A 17,496-nucleotide genomic window follows, 5' to 3' on the forward strand; every position below is an offset into this window, starting at 1 on the left:
GGTTTGTCGCTGCTTGGGAGGCAAGATTTCCCTGCCAAGGCTCGCACCGCAATGTCGGCCCTAGCCTACCCGCAGCCCGTCTGATCGGCGCAGCACCGCCAGGTCTTCCTCGTCTAGTTCTGCGGGGATGCCGCTGCGAATCAGTTCGGCAAAGTCTTCATTGGGCACCATGATGCAGAGTGCATACAGCCGCCCTGGCCCGGTGTTTTCAATTTCATGCGTGCCCGTTGCGGGAACCAGAATGCTGTCTCCTGCTGAAATATCGACCGTCTTGCCGTCGCAAGTGGCTCGCCCCTGGCCCTTCAATACAAAAAACATTTCCACAGCAAGCTGATGCCGATTGGGTGGCGTTTTTCCGCCCACGTCAAAAATTTCCACGCAATAGGTCAGCGACATATTTGCGCTGATGGGGTCAAATACGATCGCCAGTCGATTTGTATCCTGTGGACTAATGCGAAACGCCTGATAGTCCTTGGGCGTTCTGATCACTGGAATGACGCAGGTTTCGGTAGTCATGGGGGAGGGAAGAGGGAAAAAGGAAAGAATTTCGTTTTTCGTTTTTGCTCCATCACTCACTTCATGGCATCCAGAATTGCGTGAGAGTGAGTAACAAAACCGAAGCACTGATTCACGTTGTAGACCGTGGCTTGCCAGCAGTATTCAGGCGACGTGGTGGCTGTGCAATCGCTAACCAAAATGCAATCGTAGCCAAGAAAGTTGGCATCTTGCAGCGTGGCCATGACGCACTGATCGGCGTTGACTCCGCCAAAGAACAGGGTCGTCCGCCCCAGGTTTCGCAAAATGCTGTCGAGCGGCGTGTCCCAAAAGCCGCTCATGCGATACTTATCGACTTTGATATCTTGCGGCAGTTGTTCCAGTTCGTCTACGACGGCGGCGGCCCAGCTATCTTTTTGCAGGACGGGTGCGCCGTTTTTGGGCAGGGGGTCGCCCAGACCCACGCCATCGCCGGAACTGTTGTAAACGTGGCGCAGTCCGGCGCTGATGTTGAGCAGGTCGGGTCGGTTGCCCCAGTTGATCCAGAGGATAGGCACGTCCAACCCACGCAGCACGGGTAGTAGGCCTTGCAGCGGGCCGATGGGGGCGCGGGCGGGGGTTACGTCTACGCCGATGTGTGCTAGCCAGCCGTCGGGATGGCAAAAGTCGTTTTGCATGTCGATGACCAGCATGGCCGCTTTTGCCAGATCGACCCGCAGCGTTTTGGTGTCTGCTTTGAGCGAGATCGGGCGGGGGGGGAGCGGCGGGCGCGTCAGGTCAGCATTGTGGGCATCGACAAGCCAAGCGTTGGGCGGCGTGCCAAGCGATCGCATAGGAAACCTCGTCCAAAGTTGTTATGACAAGCCAGTATCGACTAGTCCTACGATAAAAGGCGATCGCCTTCAGTATTCACCGACACTTCTGCGATTGGCAGATTTGCACCACAAAGCTTAATGTGCCACGCTGATTTTAGATTTCTAGATTGCCAGTTTCAGATTGGGATTGGGAATTTTGCACTGCGAAACCAGGGACAGGCTCTCTTGGCTTTGTTCCCAGAGCCAATCCCTGATCCTCAGCCCCTAAAGCCTACTCTCCGCAGTAGGCAATCAAATCAATTTCGACATCGCCAAAATCTGCCAGCGCCGACACGCCGACCGTGGTGCGTCCTGGCAGCCGTCCTGATTCAAAGTACGACTTGTAGATATCGTTAACTGCGTCGTAGAAGCGAAAATCGGTGACAAAAATCCGCGCCATCACCACCTGACTAAAGCTGCTACCCGAAGCCTCCAGCACCATCTTCAGATTTTCCATCACCCGCACTGCTTGCTCCTCAATGGGGCCACGCACGACCTCGCCAGTTTTGGGGTCTTCCGCGAGTTGCCCCGTCACAAACAGAAAATCTCCTGCCCGTACCGCATGGCAATAGGGCGCAACACAGGGTAGACCGTCGAGGGTGATGTACTGAAGCATAGTTGGGAACAGGTAGATGAAAAGACAAACAGAATGTAGTTTTGTAGGCAGTAATTCAGAGAATTCATTAAATCTGACTTAAATCCGACTTAAATCTGACCTGAATCTAGTTTTAATCACCAATTACTCAAAGCACTGGATATTTTGAACGGTTTATACCCATTTGCAACTTGAAAGTTGGAACTTAAAAGTAACTGTATTCCCCTACAAACATCCGGTCACTCTATCGCAAAACGAGCATCCCTTGAAATAGGTACTTTACGGAACTCGCGTGCGGATAGCAGTCAAGAAATGTCATAATCCTGCTGTGCAGGGACAGCATTTTTGAAACGTCTTGGATGCTTTTGTGAATGCTATTTCAACGCCATTTGTGATACCCCCCAGGAGGGTTGCGGCAGTTTGCTAATTGTGCTGTTAGGCTTTAAGGGCTGTTAGAGGATGTTTGAAAAGTCCTACTGTTTGTAGCAAAGCGTGCAAGATCCCCCTTAAAAAGGGGGACTTTGAGGCGGTTTCCCCCCTTTTAAGGGGTTCTAGGGGGGAGCTCTGAGTGCTTAACATTACAGGCGATACCTTTTCAAACACCCTCTTAGGCTTTAGCTTTGCAAAGCACACCCTAAGGCAAGCGCAAGGGGCGCATCCTAGTTCTGTAAGTTTGCCCTCATCCCCCAGTCCCTTCTCCCAAAAACGGAGAAGGGGAGCCGGATTGGAAGTCCCTCTCCCGCTTTAGGAGAGGGATTTAGGGTGAGGGTTACAAAAGTGGGATGCACCCAGCGCAAGGATTTTGTTATAGAGCGATTCTGAGGGTTAAACCATTGACAGGCTATACGATTCGGCAGGCATGGATTGCAAGTGAAACGGGCTATGACACGGTAGATGTGCAAATTGAGGGCGGGAGAATTGCGAATATTGCTCCCCAGCTTGACCCTGTGGGAATCGTTGTGGATGGACGCGACAAGCTCCTGTTGCCAGGGTTTGTCAATGCCCATACCCACTCCTCGGAACTGTGGCAGCGGGGGGCAATTTTGCCTTATCCCTTGGAGCTATGGCTGGCGGAACTCTACGACTTTGCGCCCGCCGATCCAGAGCAAGTCTACCTGAGCGCCATTGGTACGGCGGTGGAAACCCTGCTCTCTGGGGGCACCACCGTTGTCGATCATCTGACCATCATGCCGGGTCAAGAACTGGAAACCATTGGCGCGGCGGTGAAGGGCTATCGCGAAGCGGGCATTCGCGCATTTGTTGCGCCGCTGATTCAGGATCAGTCGCTGCCCTCTAGCATTCCTACGGGAGGAACTGTCCAGGTCTACGAGCCGTATGCCCGCACAGCCCAAGAAACGCTAGAGATGATGAGCGAGGCGATCGCCCAGTTTCATCGTCCCGATGACGGTATCTATATTGTGATGGCTCCGACCGGGCCCCAGCTTTGCTCTGACGAACTGTTTGCTGGGTGCAATGAACTGAGCGATCGCCACGGACTCTGCCGCCACACCCACCTGCTAGAGAGCAAAGCCCAGAAGCTGCTGGCAGAAGAAAAATACGGCTGTACGGCAGTGGAATATCTGAAACGGCTGGAGTTCTTGGGGCCACGCACCTCCCTGGCCCACTGCGTCTGGCTCAACGACCACGACATCCAGCTTCTCGCCGCCACACAATCCACCGTTGTCCACAATCCCCTCAGCAACCTGCGCCTGGGGAGCGGCATTGCGCCAATCTTGAAATATCGGCAGGCCGGGGTGAACGTTACTTTTGGCTGCGACGGCTCCGCCAGCAACGACTCCCAGGACTTGCTCGAAGCAATCAAAATCGGCTCCATCTTGCACAACGTCACCGACTTTGACTATCGCCACTGGATTACACCCCGTCAGGCCGTCAGCATGGCCGCCTTGGGCGGCGCAACCGGGCTGGGAATGCAAGACCAGATCGGCTCCCTGGACGTAGGAAAGCTGGCAGATTTGGTGCTGTATGACCTCACCAGTCTGTCGCTGTTGCCGCGCACCGACCCCATCGGGCTGCTGGTGCTGGGTCGCCCGGTGCAGGCTGTTCATAGCGCCTGGGTGGGCGGCCGCCAGGTAATTGCTGACGGCAACATGACGACGGTCAATGTCCACCAGCTTCGTCAGGAACTCTTTGCCCGGAGCCAGTGGGCTGTCGATCGGCAGTCCCCAACGCGGGATGCGCTGGAGGCACGGTATCGCAGCGTAATGGGATTGCAGGGGGACTGAGCGCAGGGTGATGGCGGGACAGTGATGGCGGGATGAGACAGGCTGATAGACCCTGCTTCGACCCTCCATCACGCCCGCCCGCCGATCACAGAACTTGACACGTCATCCCACGCTTGTTGCGCTAAAGTTTCTGAATCGGAGTTTGTGCAACATCCTGGGATTTCGTCATGCTAGGCTTTTTCACCAAATCGGATTATCTGCTGCGAGAGACGCTGCTGGGGCTACGGCGGGGCGGCTGGATGAACTGGGCCGCTATCAGCACCATGACCGTGTTGCTGTTCCTATTTGGCATCAGCTTGCAGGCATCCTGGCAACTGGAAGGGTTGCTCAATCAGTTTGGCAGCCAGCTTCAGGTGTCTGTATTCCTCCAGTCGGGAGTTCAGGCCAGCACGCTTGCGCCCCAGGTGCAGGCAATGCCAGAGGTGGCAGAGGTGGTGGCTGTGTCTAAGGAGGAAGCCTGGGAGCAGTTGGTGAAGGAGTTGGGCATCTCCGATATTCGCGGCGCGACGCAGCAGCTAAATGGCAACCCGCTGGTGGACGAGCTAAAGGTGCGGGCGCGGAGTTCTGAGAGTGTGGCAGCCTTGGCGCAGCGGCTAGAGAAAACGCCGGGGGTGGATGCAGTGCAGTATGTCGATGAGGCAGTGCGCCGGATTGCTCAACTGCATCAGGGCTTGGGCTGGATCAGCGCGGGAATTATTACTGTGCTGACGCTGACGGCGATCGCCGTTCTAACCACTACGATTCGTCTGATTGTCATGGCTCGCCGCCGCGAGATTGAGGTCATGCAGTTAGTTGGGGCAACGTCTGCCTGGATCTATCTGCCGTTTATTTTGCAGGGCCTAGCGTTTGGCGTGGTGGGGGCGATCGCCTCCTGGGGACTCATTTCAGGCGTTCAGGGCTTTATCCATGAACTGCTCAGCCAACAGGCAGACTTTATTCAGTTTTTGACCGAAGGACTCCGCCTCAGCCCAGAAAAAGCGCTTATCTTGCCGCTAGCATTGCTGGCTCTGGGCAGCTCCGTTGGACTGCTCGGCAGCCTGTTTGCGGTGCGCCGTTTCGCCACCCGCTAAGCACCCTTCCGCGTCTAGCCGCTACGGTTATCCCAAATCTACTATCCCAAATCCGTCTACGAAGCAATCCAGATTCCCGTATCGCCTGAAGCAGCAATTGCCACACAGGCTCAAACTAGCGACGGATTTTTGTTTTTGAACGGGCTTTATGATTGCTTCAGGATGACGGCTTCAGGCTAGAATGCTATGTGGGTCATGACTTAACACTTAAATTTTCGAGGTCACCATGAAGTTGATTGCTCAAATTTCACGGAGTCTAAGTCTTGCCCTCTTCGCGCTTGTGCTGATGGTTGGTAGCTTTGTAGCAGTGGTATCTCCCGCTGCGGCTGAAACCTTCACCGTCAAGATGGGAGCCGATAGCGGCTTGCTCCAGTTTGAGCCTGCCAATATCACCGTTCATCCTGGCGATACCGTGAAGTGGGTGAATAACAAGCTCCCTCCCCATAACATTCTGTTTGATGAGAAGCAAGTTCCCGGCGCTAGCAAAGATTTGGCCGATAAACTAAGCCACAATCAGCTAATGTTCTCTCCTGGCGAGTCCTACGAGATTACTTTCTCTAGCGACTTCCCTGCCGGAACCTACACCTATTATTGCGCTCCTCACCGGGGGGCTGGCATGGTGGGCAAGATCACGGTTGAAGGCTAGTTCCCTTCCCGTAGCTTCAACCCGTAGCTCCAAAATGTGTGGCGCTTGACGCACGTCTACACATGGCTTGCTTTAGTCAAAGTCTAGTCAAACTTGATTCAGAATTAGGGCTTGTGAGTCCAGCTTGGTTGATGGTTGTCATCGACCTTTCTTGGGGCACAAGCCTTAATTGTTCTTTAACTGTTGGAGAGAATACTCCGGCAAGTTTTGATGCACCTTAAGCAATATCGTTCGCAATAGATATTCCCCCCTGAGCGTCCCTATAGTAGAGTACTCGGTGTAAGTTAGCCGGAAAAATTCCCTGTGGTTCCCTTAAACGACGAAAATCCAACCCGAATCACCCCCTATGTCACCTACGGGTTGATTATTGCGAACGTTCTGGTCTTTTTGTATGAGATTTCGCTGTCGCAGCCAGAGCTAGAGCGGTTTCTACAAACTTGGGCAGTGGTGCCTCGCCAGCTTACGGCAAGTTTTGGAGGTGGCGCAGGGGTGGAATCTCTTACCCCGGTTCCAGAATGGGTGACGCTGTTTACCTCCCAGTTTCTCCACGGCGGCTTTTTGCACCTGGCGGGCAATATGCTCTACTTGTGGATCTTCGGTAATAACATTGAAGACAAGCTGGGGCATGGCAAGTTCTTGATTTTTTATCTGGCCTGCGGGGCGCTGGCGGCGTTGTGCCAATGGTTTGTTGCGTCGGGATCAGAGATTCCCTCGCTGGGCGCGAGTGGGGCGATCGCCGGAGTGATGGGAGCATACATCTTGAGATTTCCTAAGGCGCGAATTCTAACGCTGGTGCCCCTAGGGATTATCTTGATTCCCTTCCGAATCCCGGCACTGCTGTTCCTGGGCTTTTGGTTTGTGATGCAGGCGTTCTCTGGTCTGGCCAGCCTAAGTGTGACCACGGCGGCGGAAACGGGCGGCATTGCCTACTGGGCCCACGCGGGCGGCTTTGTTTTTGGCATGATTTTGGGGCCGCTGCTGGGGCTGTTTAGTGATGGCACTCGCGAGTTTCGTTGAGGCGCGTGTGGGTCGAGCTAGGATAGAGGGAGAAGAGGGAAGAGGGAAGAGCGAAGAACGAAGAGCGAAGAACGAAGAGGGGAGAGTGAGGTTTTTGGGGGTGCTTGGTCGCCTGATTGAAGTTCGGAGATCCGGCTATGTATTTGGAGCGGGCGATCGCTATACTGCATGAAAGTACCTTTACGAAGGTGCTGTCTTAGAATTGCGGGGGATTGGGTGACGGCAGATTCGTGGCGTACTTGGCGATTCCCGGTTTTCCTGTAGAAGAAACTAGACCATATTCTTTAGACCATACTCCTTAGACAAGTCCAGACAAGTCCTATGACCTCTTACGCAACTGCTTCTGCCAGAGCCGATTTAAGCGAACTGCGCCGACTGAAATCGCTGCTGCCGCCTGAGTTGCGGAGCTGGGTAACGATCGAAGCGTCGCCTGGAGTCAATCCGCCGCTGATCACTAGCGAGGAGATTGGCAAAGATCAGGTCGAGGTTCAAGTCGATCTGGCGAAGTGGGATGCGCTGGCGCTAGATCAGCGGAACCTGCTGTTCTGGCATGAGGTGGCCCGCATCCAAAACGACACTATTCCTAAGGATGGCTGGGAAATGGCGGCTTTGGCCATCGGCCTGGGTGGTGCGGTCGGCGAGCTGTGGGTTCAAGATGGGCTGCTGTTGCTGCTGGCGCTAGGGCTGTGCGGCGTGTCGGGCTGGCGGCTCTATGCCCGCAACAATGGCGAGAAGACGCTGCGAGAGGCAATTGAAGCGGATGAAAAGGCGATCGCCCTGGCGACGCGCTTTGGCTATTCTCTGCCCAATGCCTACAAGAGCCTAGGCAGTGCGCTCAAGATTTTGGTGGAGCAAAGCAAGAACAAAAAGGAGCGCCGTCGCTATGAACTGCGTCTAGACGCGCTGAAGAAGAGTGCTGCTAAGGCAAAAGCTCGCTCGAAGGGAGAAGCGTATTAAGGACTTGCGACGCTTGACGGCTTCAGTTTGACCCGCTTTAGGTTGACCCGTAAGAAACTTGTTAAAAAACTTGTAAAAGATGCGATCGCCTTTCATGAGTGCGATCGCATCTTTTCGCTTTCTCTGTTCGGGCAGACCTTTCTGGCAGAACTTTCTGACGTACTTAACGTCTGAGTGCTTAACGGCAGCCTTATTTTCCAGAGGCCGTTTCAGAAAGCTGGTACGCATTTTCTAGGTCTGCAATGGACTTGGCCGGAGTGCCGCCCCACATTGCCGTCAGCCAGCCCGACAGCAACGCATCCACCGAAAACAGCCCCGCACCGTTGATAGTGAAGAACAGGAACACGGCTGCATAGAGCGTCGAGAGTTCCAGGTAGGGAATGCTTAGGCCTGCCACCTTGACATGGTGATACATGGCAACCAGCATCGTCGAGAACAGACCGAGCGCAGCAGGGCGAGTGAACAGGCCCAAGGCCACCAGCGGCGATGCCAGCAGTTCGGTGTAGGCGGCAAGGTAGCTGAAGAAAATCGGGAATGGCAGCCCAATCACCTTGACATAGGCTTCTGCGAAGCTGGGAATGTCGGACAGCTTATCGAGTCCGTTATGGATCATCACCACACCAGCAATCACACGAAGCACTGTCCAGGCAAGTTGTGAGGGATAGTTCGGCGTGAGGTTTGGACGAAGGACGGCGGACAATAGCCCGGTGGCACGCTGGATTATATTCATAGGGGGTGCGACTGGAGGTAAACGAGATTAAAGCGGATACATATCTTCATTAAGTAATATAACGAAAATTAATAGTCAAGACCAGTTCCCAAATGCAAATTCTCGGTGAGATTTCCCCACCTCGAATCTGCATCTTGCATGAACTCTATTCCAATGCGGCATTGCAATGCGGCCCTACTGAACGGCAGACTGACTCAACGGCGGCCCTACTGAACGGCAGCCCTTAAGCTTCAAGCACCCAGCCCAAATTCCAGCCCTTTGGCACAGTCACGGCCCTGACGTTTTGCATCTTGTAAGGCTTTCTCGGCGCGTTGCAGCACGCTGCGGGCGTTGCGATCGCCCCTGGGATCTTGCTGCGCCACACCAAAACTAACGGTGACCGAAACCGGCCCCGCCGATGTGTCAAACGGGTGGCCATGAATCGCATTCAGCAGACGCTCGGCCACGTCTAGCGCGGCGGTCAGCGAGGTGCGCGGCAGGATAATGGCAAATTCTTCGCCGCCGTAGCGATAGGCCAGCGTGCCCTGGCGCAACTGGCGACGCAGGCGCTGAGCAAGCTGGCTCAAAATTTGGTCGCCGACGCTGTAGCCATAGGTCTCGTTAATCAGCTTGAAATAGTCGATATCGCAAATGATCAGGCTAAAGGGCGGCTGCACCGTCCACAGCGCTGGCCGACTCAATTGTTGAAGCTCCTGATCAAAGGCTTCGGCGTTGAGCAACTGCGTCAGCGAATCGCGCAGGGGCGTTTGGGGAACCATGACTTGCAGCCGCAGCGCCGCAGTTTGCCGATGGGAATCGTGGTGGTGCTGGGCGCTGGCGAGGGCGATCGCCGTATGGTCGCCCACCTGCCGCACGGTTTGCACCTCGTCCAGCGCATACCACCGGACTTTGAAGTAATCCAGCAGGCAGATGGCCCCAAAGAAATCGGACTGGATCAGGATTGGGATCAGCAGCGCAGACGTTGCGCCCATCTGTTGCAGCCAGTGTTGCAGACTGCTGGAGGAGGCATCGGGGCGCACGGTCAAGTAAGACGCTCCGCCGTCTAGGAAGGTGTCGATTACGGGCTGCCAGACCTCGCTGCGCTCCAGATGTTCTAGCGCAGGCAACACCACTTGCGATCGCTCCCAGTGAGCCACTGGCGCAACGCCTGTCGCCTGGAGCCGCATCACCAAGCAGCGATCGCCCATTAGCCCCTGTCCCAACTCAGCAGCAATTTGCTGCAAAATGTCATCTGTTTCCAAACCAGAATTCAGCAGATGGGCAATCCGGCCCATCAGGGCGATCTGTCGCTGCGATCGCTCAAACTTTTCTCGCCACAGCAGCGAACTGTATGTCAACCCAAGCTCATTGGCCAGCCGCTTGATCAAGCTAACGTCGTGAGCCGTCCAGCCCTTCAGTGGATTGACATCGGCAGAGTCTCCCAGCGGTGGGGCGATCGCAGCAGTGCTGCTCAGGTCTGCGTCTTGGGCTGGGTCAGACAGGATCGAGTCTTGGGGCGATCGCCGGACTTGCAGCAGCAGTTGCAGATTGCCGCGAGTCCCGCTGTAGGTTTCTGGGGTGAATCCATCCACATCAAACGCCTGCGCCAAAATGGGCACGATCAGGTCGCCTGTCTCTAGCTGGGTCAGCCGGGGCGCGTCGAGTTGGTCAATCAGCCATGCTGGAAAGTTCCTCGGCACATAGCAGGCGATCGCCCCCTCATCCTGCGCGGGCTGCTCAGTGTCAGAATCAGCATCACAATCGGCGGGATGAGGGGCAGCAGGCTCTACCCCAGCAGGCTGAACCTCCACATCATGGAGCATGGCCCCTGCCCCCGGTGAACCATACACGCGAGACTCACCCGGTTCGCCCTCTAGAGATGTCCACAGTAAACACTCGACATGGAAGTAGGAGGCAATCGCCTGAACGGCCCTTCGCAGCAGCAAATCGGTGGGGCTTGGGGGAGCGATCGCCCGCTCCTCAATGCTGACCAGTTGTTTTAAGGGTTTCACTTTTTCACCAAACGGCCTGCGCCGCTCAAAGCGCAGAGGACAGAAAAAACGCCCAAACTCAAACCCGAAACCTCAAACTGCGCTCAAACACTCGCTCAAAAGTCCACTGAGCTAGATACCTGGCTAATCGCAAACCTAGAACCGACATAGCAATCGCTTGCCATAGCAGCCTAGCCCCAATCGCAACCCTCTAACATCCTCCAATGAGAGGGTATCAGTATCCTCCCAAGGGATACACGCCTGTAAGTAAAGCTAAATGCGCTGTTCCAACTATTCGTCTTTGAGCGTCGGATCTTGTTTGCTCTTTGGTTTCATATTGTTTAGCGAAACGGCCGCCGCTTGCGACAAAATTTTGTGAATTTCATCTGGTGTGAGATCACGCGGCGGCGGCGCAGATTTTTGCGGATGTGCGGCGGTCTGGCGCGGCTTGTCCGACCAGCCACATTTCATGCAAACTTGACGACCCGAGGACTTCAGCGGCGGCCCCAACCGATGCTGGCATTTTGGGCAATTGTCGAGTGGCATAGGCAATTGGCAACAAATCAACGAAACACGTCAGTCAGAGCAACCAGGTTAACGGCAAGGTCAAACCATCCTGTCCCCTCCGTCTGCTAAGACTATCCTTGCTTAAATCATAGAATAGCCTCCCGACGCGGCAGGCTGCTTGAAATTTAGAATGCCCCAATACCCCATAACCCACTGCCCCCATAAAACCCATAAAAGGAGAAGGCTCGTCTCAGTTGGCTAGGAGCCGCAAGACGAGCCTCACACTTGTAGTTTTCACACGGATCTCAAAACAATTGAATAGTTAGGATTGATCTTGGGATTCGTTCTTGGGATTCGTTCTTGGGATTCGCTGTTGAACACACCTGCTGAGGATTGCGTTTGAGAAAGGATTGAGAGAACGCCGTTTCGCCTTCTCTCAGTTCACCTTCTCTCAGGCAAGCTTTGGGCAAGCCTTGCTCAATCAACCCAGAGAACTTATTGCTCGGCGCTGCCTACCAATTCCAGGCTGTCGGGATCTACGTAGTGACAAGTCGCGTCATCCACGCAGATCAGTGCCCAACCCGATTGGTCAATCCCCATGAACTTGTATTGACCTTCCTGGATGAAAAAGCCCTTGTGATTGCGAGTATCCGGCTTTACTTCGACATTGTCATGCGACATAGCTGCCAACTCCTTGAATATGAATATGCTTTGTAGGCGATAAGTCATAGCCGAAACTTATCACCGATTTCATGAAATCTTATCATCCGTCTTGCTGAATCATAGTTAAAAGTCTTGAGGAAAGATTGCGTCTTCTAAATAATTAAATGATTGTGTAAGTGCCCCAATCCAAAACAGCAAAACCTCCATTCTCTATCGGGTTGAGCAATATTAACCCGGCAGAAAATGGAGGCAGTACAGCAGTTCAAACTATTAAGCGTTGTAACTCAGCCCTCGAACAACCACGACTGGACGCGCTTTAGGCTCTTCCATTCGGGGCGGCGGCTTAACCCTTCTTTAAAGTTGCCTTCGACTTCTTCTTTGAGTTCGGGGGCGATCGCCACGATTTGCCCTGCGATTTCCACATGCTCTCGCACGCCCTTGCTGGCGGTTTCCAGCATGGCGATCGCCAGATTAACTCGCGCCTGTGGGTCTTGGGGGTTTAGCTTGACGGCTTTTTGAGCAGCCTTCTGGGCAGGCGTGGGCTTGCTGTCCAGCAGGTATAGCCACGAGAGGCAGGTCCAAGCGGCGCTACTCTTGGGCGAGCGATCGCACACTTCCTTAAACAGCGGAATCAGAGCTTCTGGGCTTTCACCGGCCTGATAGCGCTGCACCCCCTGCTCAAACAATTCTTCGACGGTCAGTTCGGTCATGGTTCAACGGATAGTTTCTAAGCAGATGGACACAAATAAACATAAAACAAAAGCCCTGAGTCACCCACGCAGCGGGCAGCGCAGGGCTTAAGATCTGGTCTTTTTGGACTAACTACTTAGGAGAACGACTTCCCACAGCCGCAGGTTTGATTGGCGTTGGGATTGGTGAACTGGAAGCCGCCGCCAATCATCGCGTCGCTATAGTCCAGCACCAGTCCGTAGAGATACAGCATACTCTTGGGGTCGCAAACGACCTTAAACCCGTCATAGTCAAACACTTCGTCGGTGGGCTGGATGTTGTTGGGATCTTCAAAATCCATCATGTAGGACATGCCAGAGCAGCCGCCCTGACGCACGCCCACCCGCAGACAAAGATCCTTGCCCTGCTTTTCGCGCAGTTGCAGCACATGCTGAAGCGCTGCGTCGGTCATCAAGATACCGCGCTGTTGGGATTGTGGTGCTTGAGTGGTCATGGGCTTGAAGCTCTCCTTGGCGGGGTAAGTGAACTGCTCAAACGTTTCCAGAAAGACTTGAGGAAAGACACGCAAACGGCTCACAGGTGGGTTTTAGCGCTGCGAGCGTGAATTTATGCTAACAAAACCTGGGTTCTTCGGTCTGCCGAATCATCTAGGATTAGTATCATTTAGCATCTAGATATGCTGCATATGCCGTTGAGCAGGCTTTCAATAGCCAAGTTCTCAAAGACGGTGTATTCAGTTTGCAGAATCGCTTTATCTACCCAGCCCCACTGGGCTTGCTCTGGTTAGACTATGACACCATTGACTCCATCCACTCGGCGACGGCTGCAAAAATTGCCCCAGCTTTCTAGCGTGTGGGAGGGCGATCGCCGGACGCTGATGCCAGAGATTGCCGAAACCCTTGATGCCGACGATATGCAAGGGGACTGCATTCTTTGGGTGGATGGGGTGGAAGAAGTCGTGCGGGCAATGGATGTTGTCCCCAACGAAACTGGCTCGGAAGCCATCGTGCGAACCCTGCTGCGAGCGATGGAAAATCCCCACAGCGGTAGCGCTCGACCCGGAAGACCCCAGCGCATTTTGGTGCGCGATCGCGAGCTTCAGTTTTTTCTGCGCGGCGTGCTGCAAGGCCTAGATATCGCCGTGGAATATGTCGCTGAGTTGCCGATTATCGACGAAATCTTCTACGGCTTGCAGGATGCCGCCCGCCAGCGCCCGCCGTCGCTGCCCCCGGACTATGCCCGTGCTGTGCTAAGAGCAGCAGCAGAAATCTGGCAGGATGCCCCGTGGGAAAACCTAGATGAGGAGAAGATTTTTGCGGTCGAGCTAAACTACGGCGATGTGGGCACGCTCTACATTTCCATCTTGGGGCTGATGGGCATGGAGTTTGGCGTGTTGATGTATCGCTCTATTGAATCGCTCAAACAGTTTCGCCAGCAGGTGCTTGCTGCCGAAGATTCGCCCCGAGACTTGCAGCAGGCCTTTTTGCAGCAGGACTGCCTTTTTCTAACCTTTGACCCAACAGACGAGGATTTTTTGGACAACGGGGATGACCCCGAGTTGCACCCGGAAGAGCTGGCAGAGTTGCGCCTGGAAGCGTTGGGGGAGATGAGCGAAATGATTCCGACCTTCGGCAATCTGCACCCGCTGGAGGGAATGCGGTCGGTGCTGTACGACGAAGAGGCGATCGCCGTTTTGCTCACCCTCCAAGCACTCCACAAGTTTTTTGGGCAGCACCTCGATCGACTCAGCCCAGAAACCTTTCCGGCGTTGACCAAGAGCTATCGTCTGCCCGATCCCAAAAATCCCAAAGCAAAAGTATCCGTCAAAGTGTCTACCTTGCCCGATCTAGCCGCAGAACTGGCGGAAATGTCGGGCAGTGACCCTTCCGACTATATGAACTATCTCAACTCGCTAGGGGTCTTGGAGGATGATTCGGAGCCAGTGCCCATCTTGCTAGACGACCTAGTGCCCAAAGATGCGATGTACAGTCTGGGGGCAATCCCAACTACGCTGATTGAAACCCTGCGCCTGAGGGTGTCCCATCACCAGCCTGGCCCCGCCCCACTCCCTGCCAAAGCCAGCGAGTTTCCCGTTATCATGATCCAAACTTCGCGCCCCAAGGCAAATGAACTGCTGGCGGAAATTCAAGCGTTTGGCGGCGTGAAAGGCATTTCCTTCAACCCTGGCGAAGACCCCTCCAGCCAGAGCCGCTACGACCTCGCCATTTTGCACACCAACGACGGCAAGATGCATTTGCTGGGCGAGTTTCGCGATAGAGACCCGGTTCACCTCGCAGCGCGGCGCAAGTGGGATCAGCGCTGCAAAAAGACCAAGGGACAGTGTGGGCTGGTCGTGGCAATGGGGCTGACAGGCAAGTCTCGCGGCAACCCGGCTTTGCAACACATGCTGGGCTTTTTTGAAGCGCGATCGCTCTCCTCCGAAGAAGTTGGGCTGGGGACGCTCCAGCTTCTACCAAGACCATTTGACGAGCTTTAGCCCACGCAACCCTACCCAAGCCCGCCAAACTTTAGCCCGCCAAGTCTGTGGCTCAACAGGAGCAGGACTTACGCACTTGCGATAGGTTTTCTGGGTTTTGGACGATTTTTTGCGGGCTGTGCCCGCAAAAAATCGTCCAACTGCGTCAGTCCTAAGGAGATCAACAGGCTTGACAGGCGTGCCCCTGTTGCCCCTAAATGTCCACCTGTGGATGGGGGCATCGCCTCGGAATCCCTTCTGCCTAAAGAACTGTAACAGTTCCTCAAGAATTTGATTCGGGGGTTCAAACCCAGTGATAGGATGCGTAAAAACTGTTCAGGGAAATACTTTTCATGACAGAGACGCTTACTGGACAAACGCCCAAATTCGGCGGCAGCACCGGCGGCCTGCTGAGCAAAGCTGATACTGAAGAAAAATACGCCATCACGTGGACCAGCCCCAAAGAGCAGGTCTTTGAAATGCCCACGGGCGGCGCGGCCATTATGAACCAGGGTGAAAACCTGCTCTATCTGGCCCGCAAGGAGCAGTGCCTCGCGCTAGGTGGACAACTTCGCACGAAGTTCAAGCCCAGGATCGAGGACTACAAGATCTATCGTGTTTATCCCAACGGTGAGATCCAGTACCTCCATCCGGCCGATGGTGTGTTCCCCGAAAAGGTGAACCAAGGCCGCCAGCAGGTGGGTACGGTGATGCGGAACATTGGCAGCAACCCCGACCCTGCCACGGTCAAGTTCAGCGGACGGAATACCTTCGATCCCTAGGCGATCGCCCTTGGTCTGTCCTCATTTCTGGTCTAAACTTCTTGGTTTAATTTCTGTCTAATCTCTATAGGTTTTCGCGACGGGGCAGGCTCAGGTCTGCCCTCTTTTTTTGCGGGTTTCCTCTTAGAATGGGGGGTCAGAGGTTAGGGAGTGGTCGGCAGGGGGAAGTTCCGCCTTCACCCCCATACTTGCCCTCTCACCGGCTTCTAATCTCCTCACCCAACCCCTTATCACTCCTTTCCCAATGATCCTCCCTGATTTTCAGCACTTCACCGAACTCGCCGCTCAGGGCAACTTTGTCCCGGTGTATCAGGAGTGGGTCGCCGATCTGGATACGCCCGTGTCGGCGTGGTTTAAGGTGTGTGCGGGGCAGCCCTACAGCTTCTTGCTAGAGTCGGTGGAAGGGGGCGATCGCGTCGGGCGCTATAGCTTTGTGGGCTGCGACCCGCAGTGGGTGCTGGAGGCGCGGGGGGCTCGTACTGTGCAAACCCATCGAGATGGCGCTCAGGTTGTCTTTGAGGGCGATCCCTTTGAAGCGCTGTCGGCCTGTCTGGAACCCTATCACCCAGTGACGCTGCCGCAGCTTCCGCCGGGCATTGGCGGGTTGTTTGGCTTTTGGGGCTACGAGCTAATCCACTGGATCGAGCCACGGGTGCCTGTGTTTGCTGCCCAGGAAGACGACACGCCGGACGGGCTGTGGATGCAGATCGATCACCTGCTGGTGTTTGACCAAGTGCAGCGCAAGATTTGGGCGATCGCCTATGCCGATTTGCGCGACCCGGCCACTGATTTGCAAGCGGCCTATGAGCAGGCGGGCGATCGCGTCCGGCAGATGGTAGAAAAGCTGCAACTGCCGCTGGCAGGCAAAGACACGATTTTGGAATGGACCCCACCGAGAAAAGACGCTGGCGCAAAGGCAGACGCAGGATCTTTGCCGCCCGACTACCGCAGCAACACGACGAAGGAGCAATTCTGCGCCAATGTGGTCAAAGCAAAGGACTACATCCGCGCGGGAGACATCTTCCAGGTGGTGATTTCCCAGCGGCTTTCGACGCAGTATCGTGGCGATTCCTTCTCGCTCTATCGCTCGCTGCGGCTGATCAACCCTTCGCCCTACATGGCCTATTTCCACTTCCCCACCTGGCAAATTATTGGTTCTAGCCCAGAGGTCATGGTGAAGGCAGAAAACGGCGAGGGTGGAAGAATTGCCACGGTGCGCCCCATCGCAGGAACCCGGCCGCGCGGCAAAACTCCCGCCGAAGATCATGCGTTTGCCGAAGATCTGCTGCAAGACCCGAAGGAAATTGCCGAACACGTCATGCTAGTAGACCTGGGGCGCAACGATCTGGGGCGCGTGTGCAGTAGCGGCACAGTGCGCGTGGATGAACTCATGGTGATCGAGCGCTATTCCCACGTCATGCATATCGTCAGCAACGTGGTAGGCTGCCTCGCGCCCGGAAAAACCGCGTGGGAACTGCTGAAGGCTTGCTTTCCGGCGGGCACCGTCAGCGGCGCACCCAAGATTCGCGCAATGGAAATTATCCATGAACTGGAGGGCAACCGTCGCGGGGTCTACTCCGGAGCCTACGGCTATTATGACTTTGAGGGGCAACTGAATACGGCGATCGCCATCCGCACAATGGTTGTTCGCAATCAGCCCGACGGCTCCTCGACCGTCAGCGTGCAGGCAGGCGCAGGCCTCGTCGCCGACTCTGACCCCGAAAAGGAATATCAAGAAACCCTGAACAAGGCGCGGGGAATGCTAGAGGCAATCCGCTGCTTGCGACAGGGCTAGGCAATC

17 protein-coding genes are annotated in these 17,496 nt (G+C 55.1%); 8 read left to right on the plus strand and 9 right to left on the minus strand.

What is annotated here, in order from left to right; genetic code table 11:
* Nucleotides 1–60 precede the first annotated feature (60 nt).
* From JTM80_RS17580 to JTM80_RS17590, 3 genes are all read right to left on the minus strand, one after another.
* Nucleotides 61–516, minus strand: a complete 456-nt coding sequence (locus JTM80_RS17580) for a cupin domain-containing protein (RefSeq protein WP_172355053.1) — start codon at nucleotides 514–516, stop codon at nucleotides 61–63.
* A 56-nt stretch (nucleotides 517–572) separates the two neighbouring features.
* Nucleotides 573–1,328, minus strand: coding sequence for a cysteine hydrolase family protein (locus JTM80_RS17585; protein ID WP_172355055.1), 756 nt, complete (start codon nucleotides 1,326–1,328; stop codon nucleotides 573–575).
* Between the two features lie 253 nt (nucleotides 1,329–1,581).
* On the minus strand, nucleotides 1,582–1,965 hold the full coding sequence (locus tag JTM80_RS17590; RefSeq protein ID WP_172355057.1) for a RidA family protein: 384 nt from the start codon (nucleotides 1,963–1,965) through the stop codon (nucleotides 1,582–1,584).
* A gap of 812 nt (nucleotides 1,966–2,777) precedes the next feature.
* Here JTM80_RS17590 and JTM80_RS17595 point away from each other — a divergent pair.
* From JTM80_RS17595 to JTM80_RS17615, 5 genes are all read left to right on the plus strand, one after another.
* Nucleotides 2,778–4,187, plus strand: coding sequence for an amidohydrolase (locus tag JTM80_RS17595; RefSeq protein WP_225906673.1), 1,410 nt, complete (start codon nucleotides 2,778–2,780; stop codon nucleotides 4,185–4,187).
* Between the two features lie 167 nt (nucleotides 4,188–4,354).
* Complete coding sequence (locus JTM80_RS17600; RefSeq protein ID WP_172355061.1) at nucleotides 4,355–5,257, plus strand: ABC transporter permease; 903 nt, start codon at nucleotides 4,355–4,357, stop codon at nucleotides 5,255–5,257.
* A 226-nt stretch (nucleotides 5,258–5,483) separates the two neighbouring features.
* Entirely contained in the window at nucleotides 5,484–5,903 is a 420-nt protein-coding gene (gene petE, locus JTM80_RS17605) for a plastocyanin (protein ID WP_172355063.1), read from the plus strand.
* A gap of 303 nt (nucleotides 5,904–6,206) precedes the next feature.
* Nucleotides 6,207–6,920 (plus strand): rhomboid family intramembrane serine protease, encoded by a 714-nt coding sequence (locus JTM80_RS17610; protein WP_172355065.1) that lies wholly within the window; start codon nucleotides 6,207–6,209, stop codon nucleotides 6,918–6,920.
* Between the two features lie 321 nt (nucleotides 6,921–7,241).
* Entirely contained in the window at nucleotides 7,242–7,877 is a 636-nt protein-coding gene (locus JTM80_RS17615) for a DUF3318 domain-containing protein (protein ID WP_172355067.1), read from the plus strand.
* A 190-nt stretch (nucleotides 7,878–8,067) separates the two neighbouring features.
* Here the strand turns inward: JTM80_RS17615 and JTM80_RS17620 are convergent, their stop codons facing one another.
* The 6 genes from JTM80_RS17620 to JTM80_RS17645 form a co-directional block, all read right to left on the minus strand.
* Nucleotides 8,068–8,607 carry a DoxX family protein gene (locus JTM80_RS17620; RefSeq protein ID WP_172355069.1) on the minus strand — a complete coding sequence of 180 codons (540 nt, stop codon included), beginning with the start codon at nucleotides 8,605–8,607 and terminating at the stop codon, nucleotides 8,068–8,070.
* A 230-nt stretch (nucleotides 8,608–8,837) separates the two neighbouring features.
* Complete coding sequence (locus JTM80_RS17625) at nucleotides 8,838–10,598, minus strand: diguanylate cyclase (protein ID WP_172355071.1); 1,761 nt, start codon at nucleotides 10,596–10,598, stop codon at nucleotides 8,838–8,840.
* Between the two features lie 270 nt (nucleotides 10,599–10,868).
* Nucleotides 10,869–11,048, minus strand: coding sequence for a hypothetical protein (locus tag JTM80_RS17630; protein ID WP_205371510.1), 180 nt, complete (start codon nucleotides 11,046–11,048; stop codon nucleotides 10,869–10,871).
* Nucleotides 11,049–11,579: 531 nt separating this feature from the next.
* Nucleotides 11,580–11,765 carry a hypothetical protein gene (locus JTM80_RS17635; protein ID WP_172355073.1) on the minus strand — a complete coding sequence of 62 codons (186 nt, stop codon included), beginning with the start codon at nucleotides 11,763–11,765 and terminating at the stop codon, nucleotides 11,580–11,582.
* Nucleotides 11,766–12,031: 266 nt separating this feature from the next.
* The gene (locus JTM80_RS17640) at nucleotides 12,032–12,457 is read right to left on the minus strand and encodes a M48 family metallopeptidase (RefSeq protein WP_172355075.1); all 426 of its coding nucleotides are present in this window, start codon (nucleotides 12,455–12,457) and stop codon (nucleotides 12,032–12,034) included.
* Nucleotides 12,458–12,573: 116 nt separating this feature from the next.
* A complete protein-coding gene (locus JTM80_RS17645; RefSeq protein WP_068516864.1) occupies nucleotides 12,574–12,930 on the minus strand; it encodes an iron-sulfur cluster assembly accessory protein in 357 nt (118 codons plus the stop codon).
* A gap of 297 nt (nucleotides 12,931–13,227) precedes the next feature.
* Here JTM80_RS17645 and JTM80_RS17650 point away from each other — a divergent pair, with 297 nt between their 5' ends.
* The 3 genes from JTM80_RS17650 to JTM80_RS17660 all read left to right on the plus strand — a co-directional run bounded on the left by JTM80_RS17650 (nucleotide 13,228) and on the right by JTM80_RS17660 (nucleotide 17,490).
* A complete protein-coding gene (locus tag JTM80_RS17650; RefSeq protein ID WP_205369959.1) occupies nucleotides 13,228–14,934 on the plus strand; it encodes a DUF6930 domain-containing protein in 1,707 nt (568 codons plus the stop codon).
* Between the two features lie 332 nt (nucleotides 14,935–15,266).
* Nucleotides 15,267–15,695, plus strand: coding sequence for a photosystem I reaction center subunit II PsaD (locus tag JTM80_RS17655; RefSeq protein ID WP_172355079.1), 429 nt, complete (start codon nucleotides 15,267–15,269; stop codon nucleotides 15,693–15,695).
* A gap of 244 nt (nucleotides 15,696–15,939) precedes the next feature.
* Nucleotides 15,940–17,490 carry an anthranilate synthase component I family protein gene (locus tag JTM80_RS17660; RefSeq protein WP_205369960.1) on the plus strand — a complete coding sequence of 517 codons (1,551 nt, stop codon included), beginning with the start codon at nucleotides 15,940–15,942 and terminating at the stop codon, nucleotides 17,488–17,490.
* The last annotated feature ends 6 nt before the right edge of the window (nucleotides 17,491–17,496 follow it).

Origin of the sequence: Thermoleptolyngbya sp. PKUAC-SCTB121, assembly GCF_016919485.1 — a bacterium.
GTDB lineage: Bacteria > Cyanobacteriota > Cyanobacteriia > Elainellales > Elainellaceae > Thermoleptolyngbya > Thermoleptolyngbya sichuanensis.

What these genes read in the sequence shown, in the direction of transcription:
- JTM80_RS17635 (WP_172355073.1), bottom strand. Translation starts at nt 11,765, where the DNA reads ATGTCGCATGACAATGTCGAAGTAAAGCCGGATACTCGCAATCACAAG.
- JTM80_RS17645 (WP_068516864.1), bottom strand. Translation starts at nt 12,930, where the DNA reads ATGACCACTCAAGCACCACAATCCCAACAGCGCGGTATCTTGATGACC.
- JTM80_RS17660 (WP_205369960.1), top strand. Translation starts at nt 15,940, where the DNA reads ATGATCCTCCCTGATTTTCAGCACTTCACCGAACTCGCCGCTCAGGGC.
- petE (WP_172355063.1), top strand. Translation starts at nt 5,484, where the DNA reads ATGAAGTTGATTGCTCAAATTTCACGGAGTCTAAGTCTTGCCCTCTTC.
- JTM80_RS17600 (WP_172355061.1), top strand. Translation starts at nt 4,355, where the DNA reads ATGCTAGGCTTTTTCACCAAATCGGATTATCTGCTGCGAGAGACGCTG.
- JTM80_RS17655 (WP_172355079.1), top strand. Translation starts at nt 15,267, where the DNA reads ATGACAGAGACGCTTACTGGACAAACGCCCAAATTCGGCGGCAGCACC.
- JTM80_RS17580 (WP_172355053.1), bottom strand. Translation starts at nt 516, where the DNA reads ATGACTACCGAAACCTGCGTCATTCCAGTGATCAGAACGCCCAAGGAC.
- JTM80_RS17640 (WP_172355075.1), bottom strand. Translation starts at nt 12,457, where the DNA reads ATGACCGAACTGACCGTCGAAGAATTGTTTGAGCAGGGGGTGCAGCGC.
- JTM80_RS17590 (WP_172355057.1), bottom strand. Translation starts at nt 1,965, where the DNA reads ATGCTTCAGTACATCACCCTCGACGGTCTACCCTGTGTTGCGCCCTAT.
- JTM80_RS17620 (WP_172355069.1), bottom strand. Translation starts at nt 8,607, where the DNA reads ATGAATATAATCCAGCGTGCCACCGGGCTATTGTCCGCCGTCCTTCGT.
- JTM80_RS17630 (WP_205371510.1), bottom strand. Translation starts at nt 11,048, where the DNA reads ATGAAATGTGGCTGGTCGGACAAGCCGCGCCAGACCGCCGCACATCCG.
- JTM80_RS17615 (WP_172355067.1), top strand. Translation starts at nt 7,242, where the DNA reads ATGACCTCTTACGCAACTGCTTCTGCCAGAGCCGATTTAAGCGAACTG.
- JTM80_RS17650 (WP_205369959.1), top strand. Translation starts at nt 13,228, where the DNA reads ATGACACCATTGACTCCATCCACTCGGCGACGGCTGCAAAAATTGCCC.
- JTM80_RS17585 (WP_172355055.1), bottom strand. Translation starts at nt 1,328, where the DNA reads ATGCGATCGCTTGGCACGCCGCCCAACGCTTGGCTTGTCGATGCCCAC.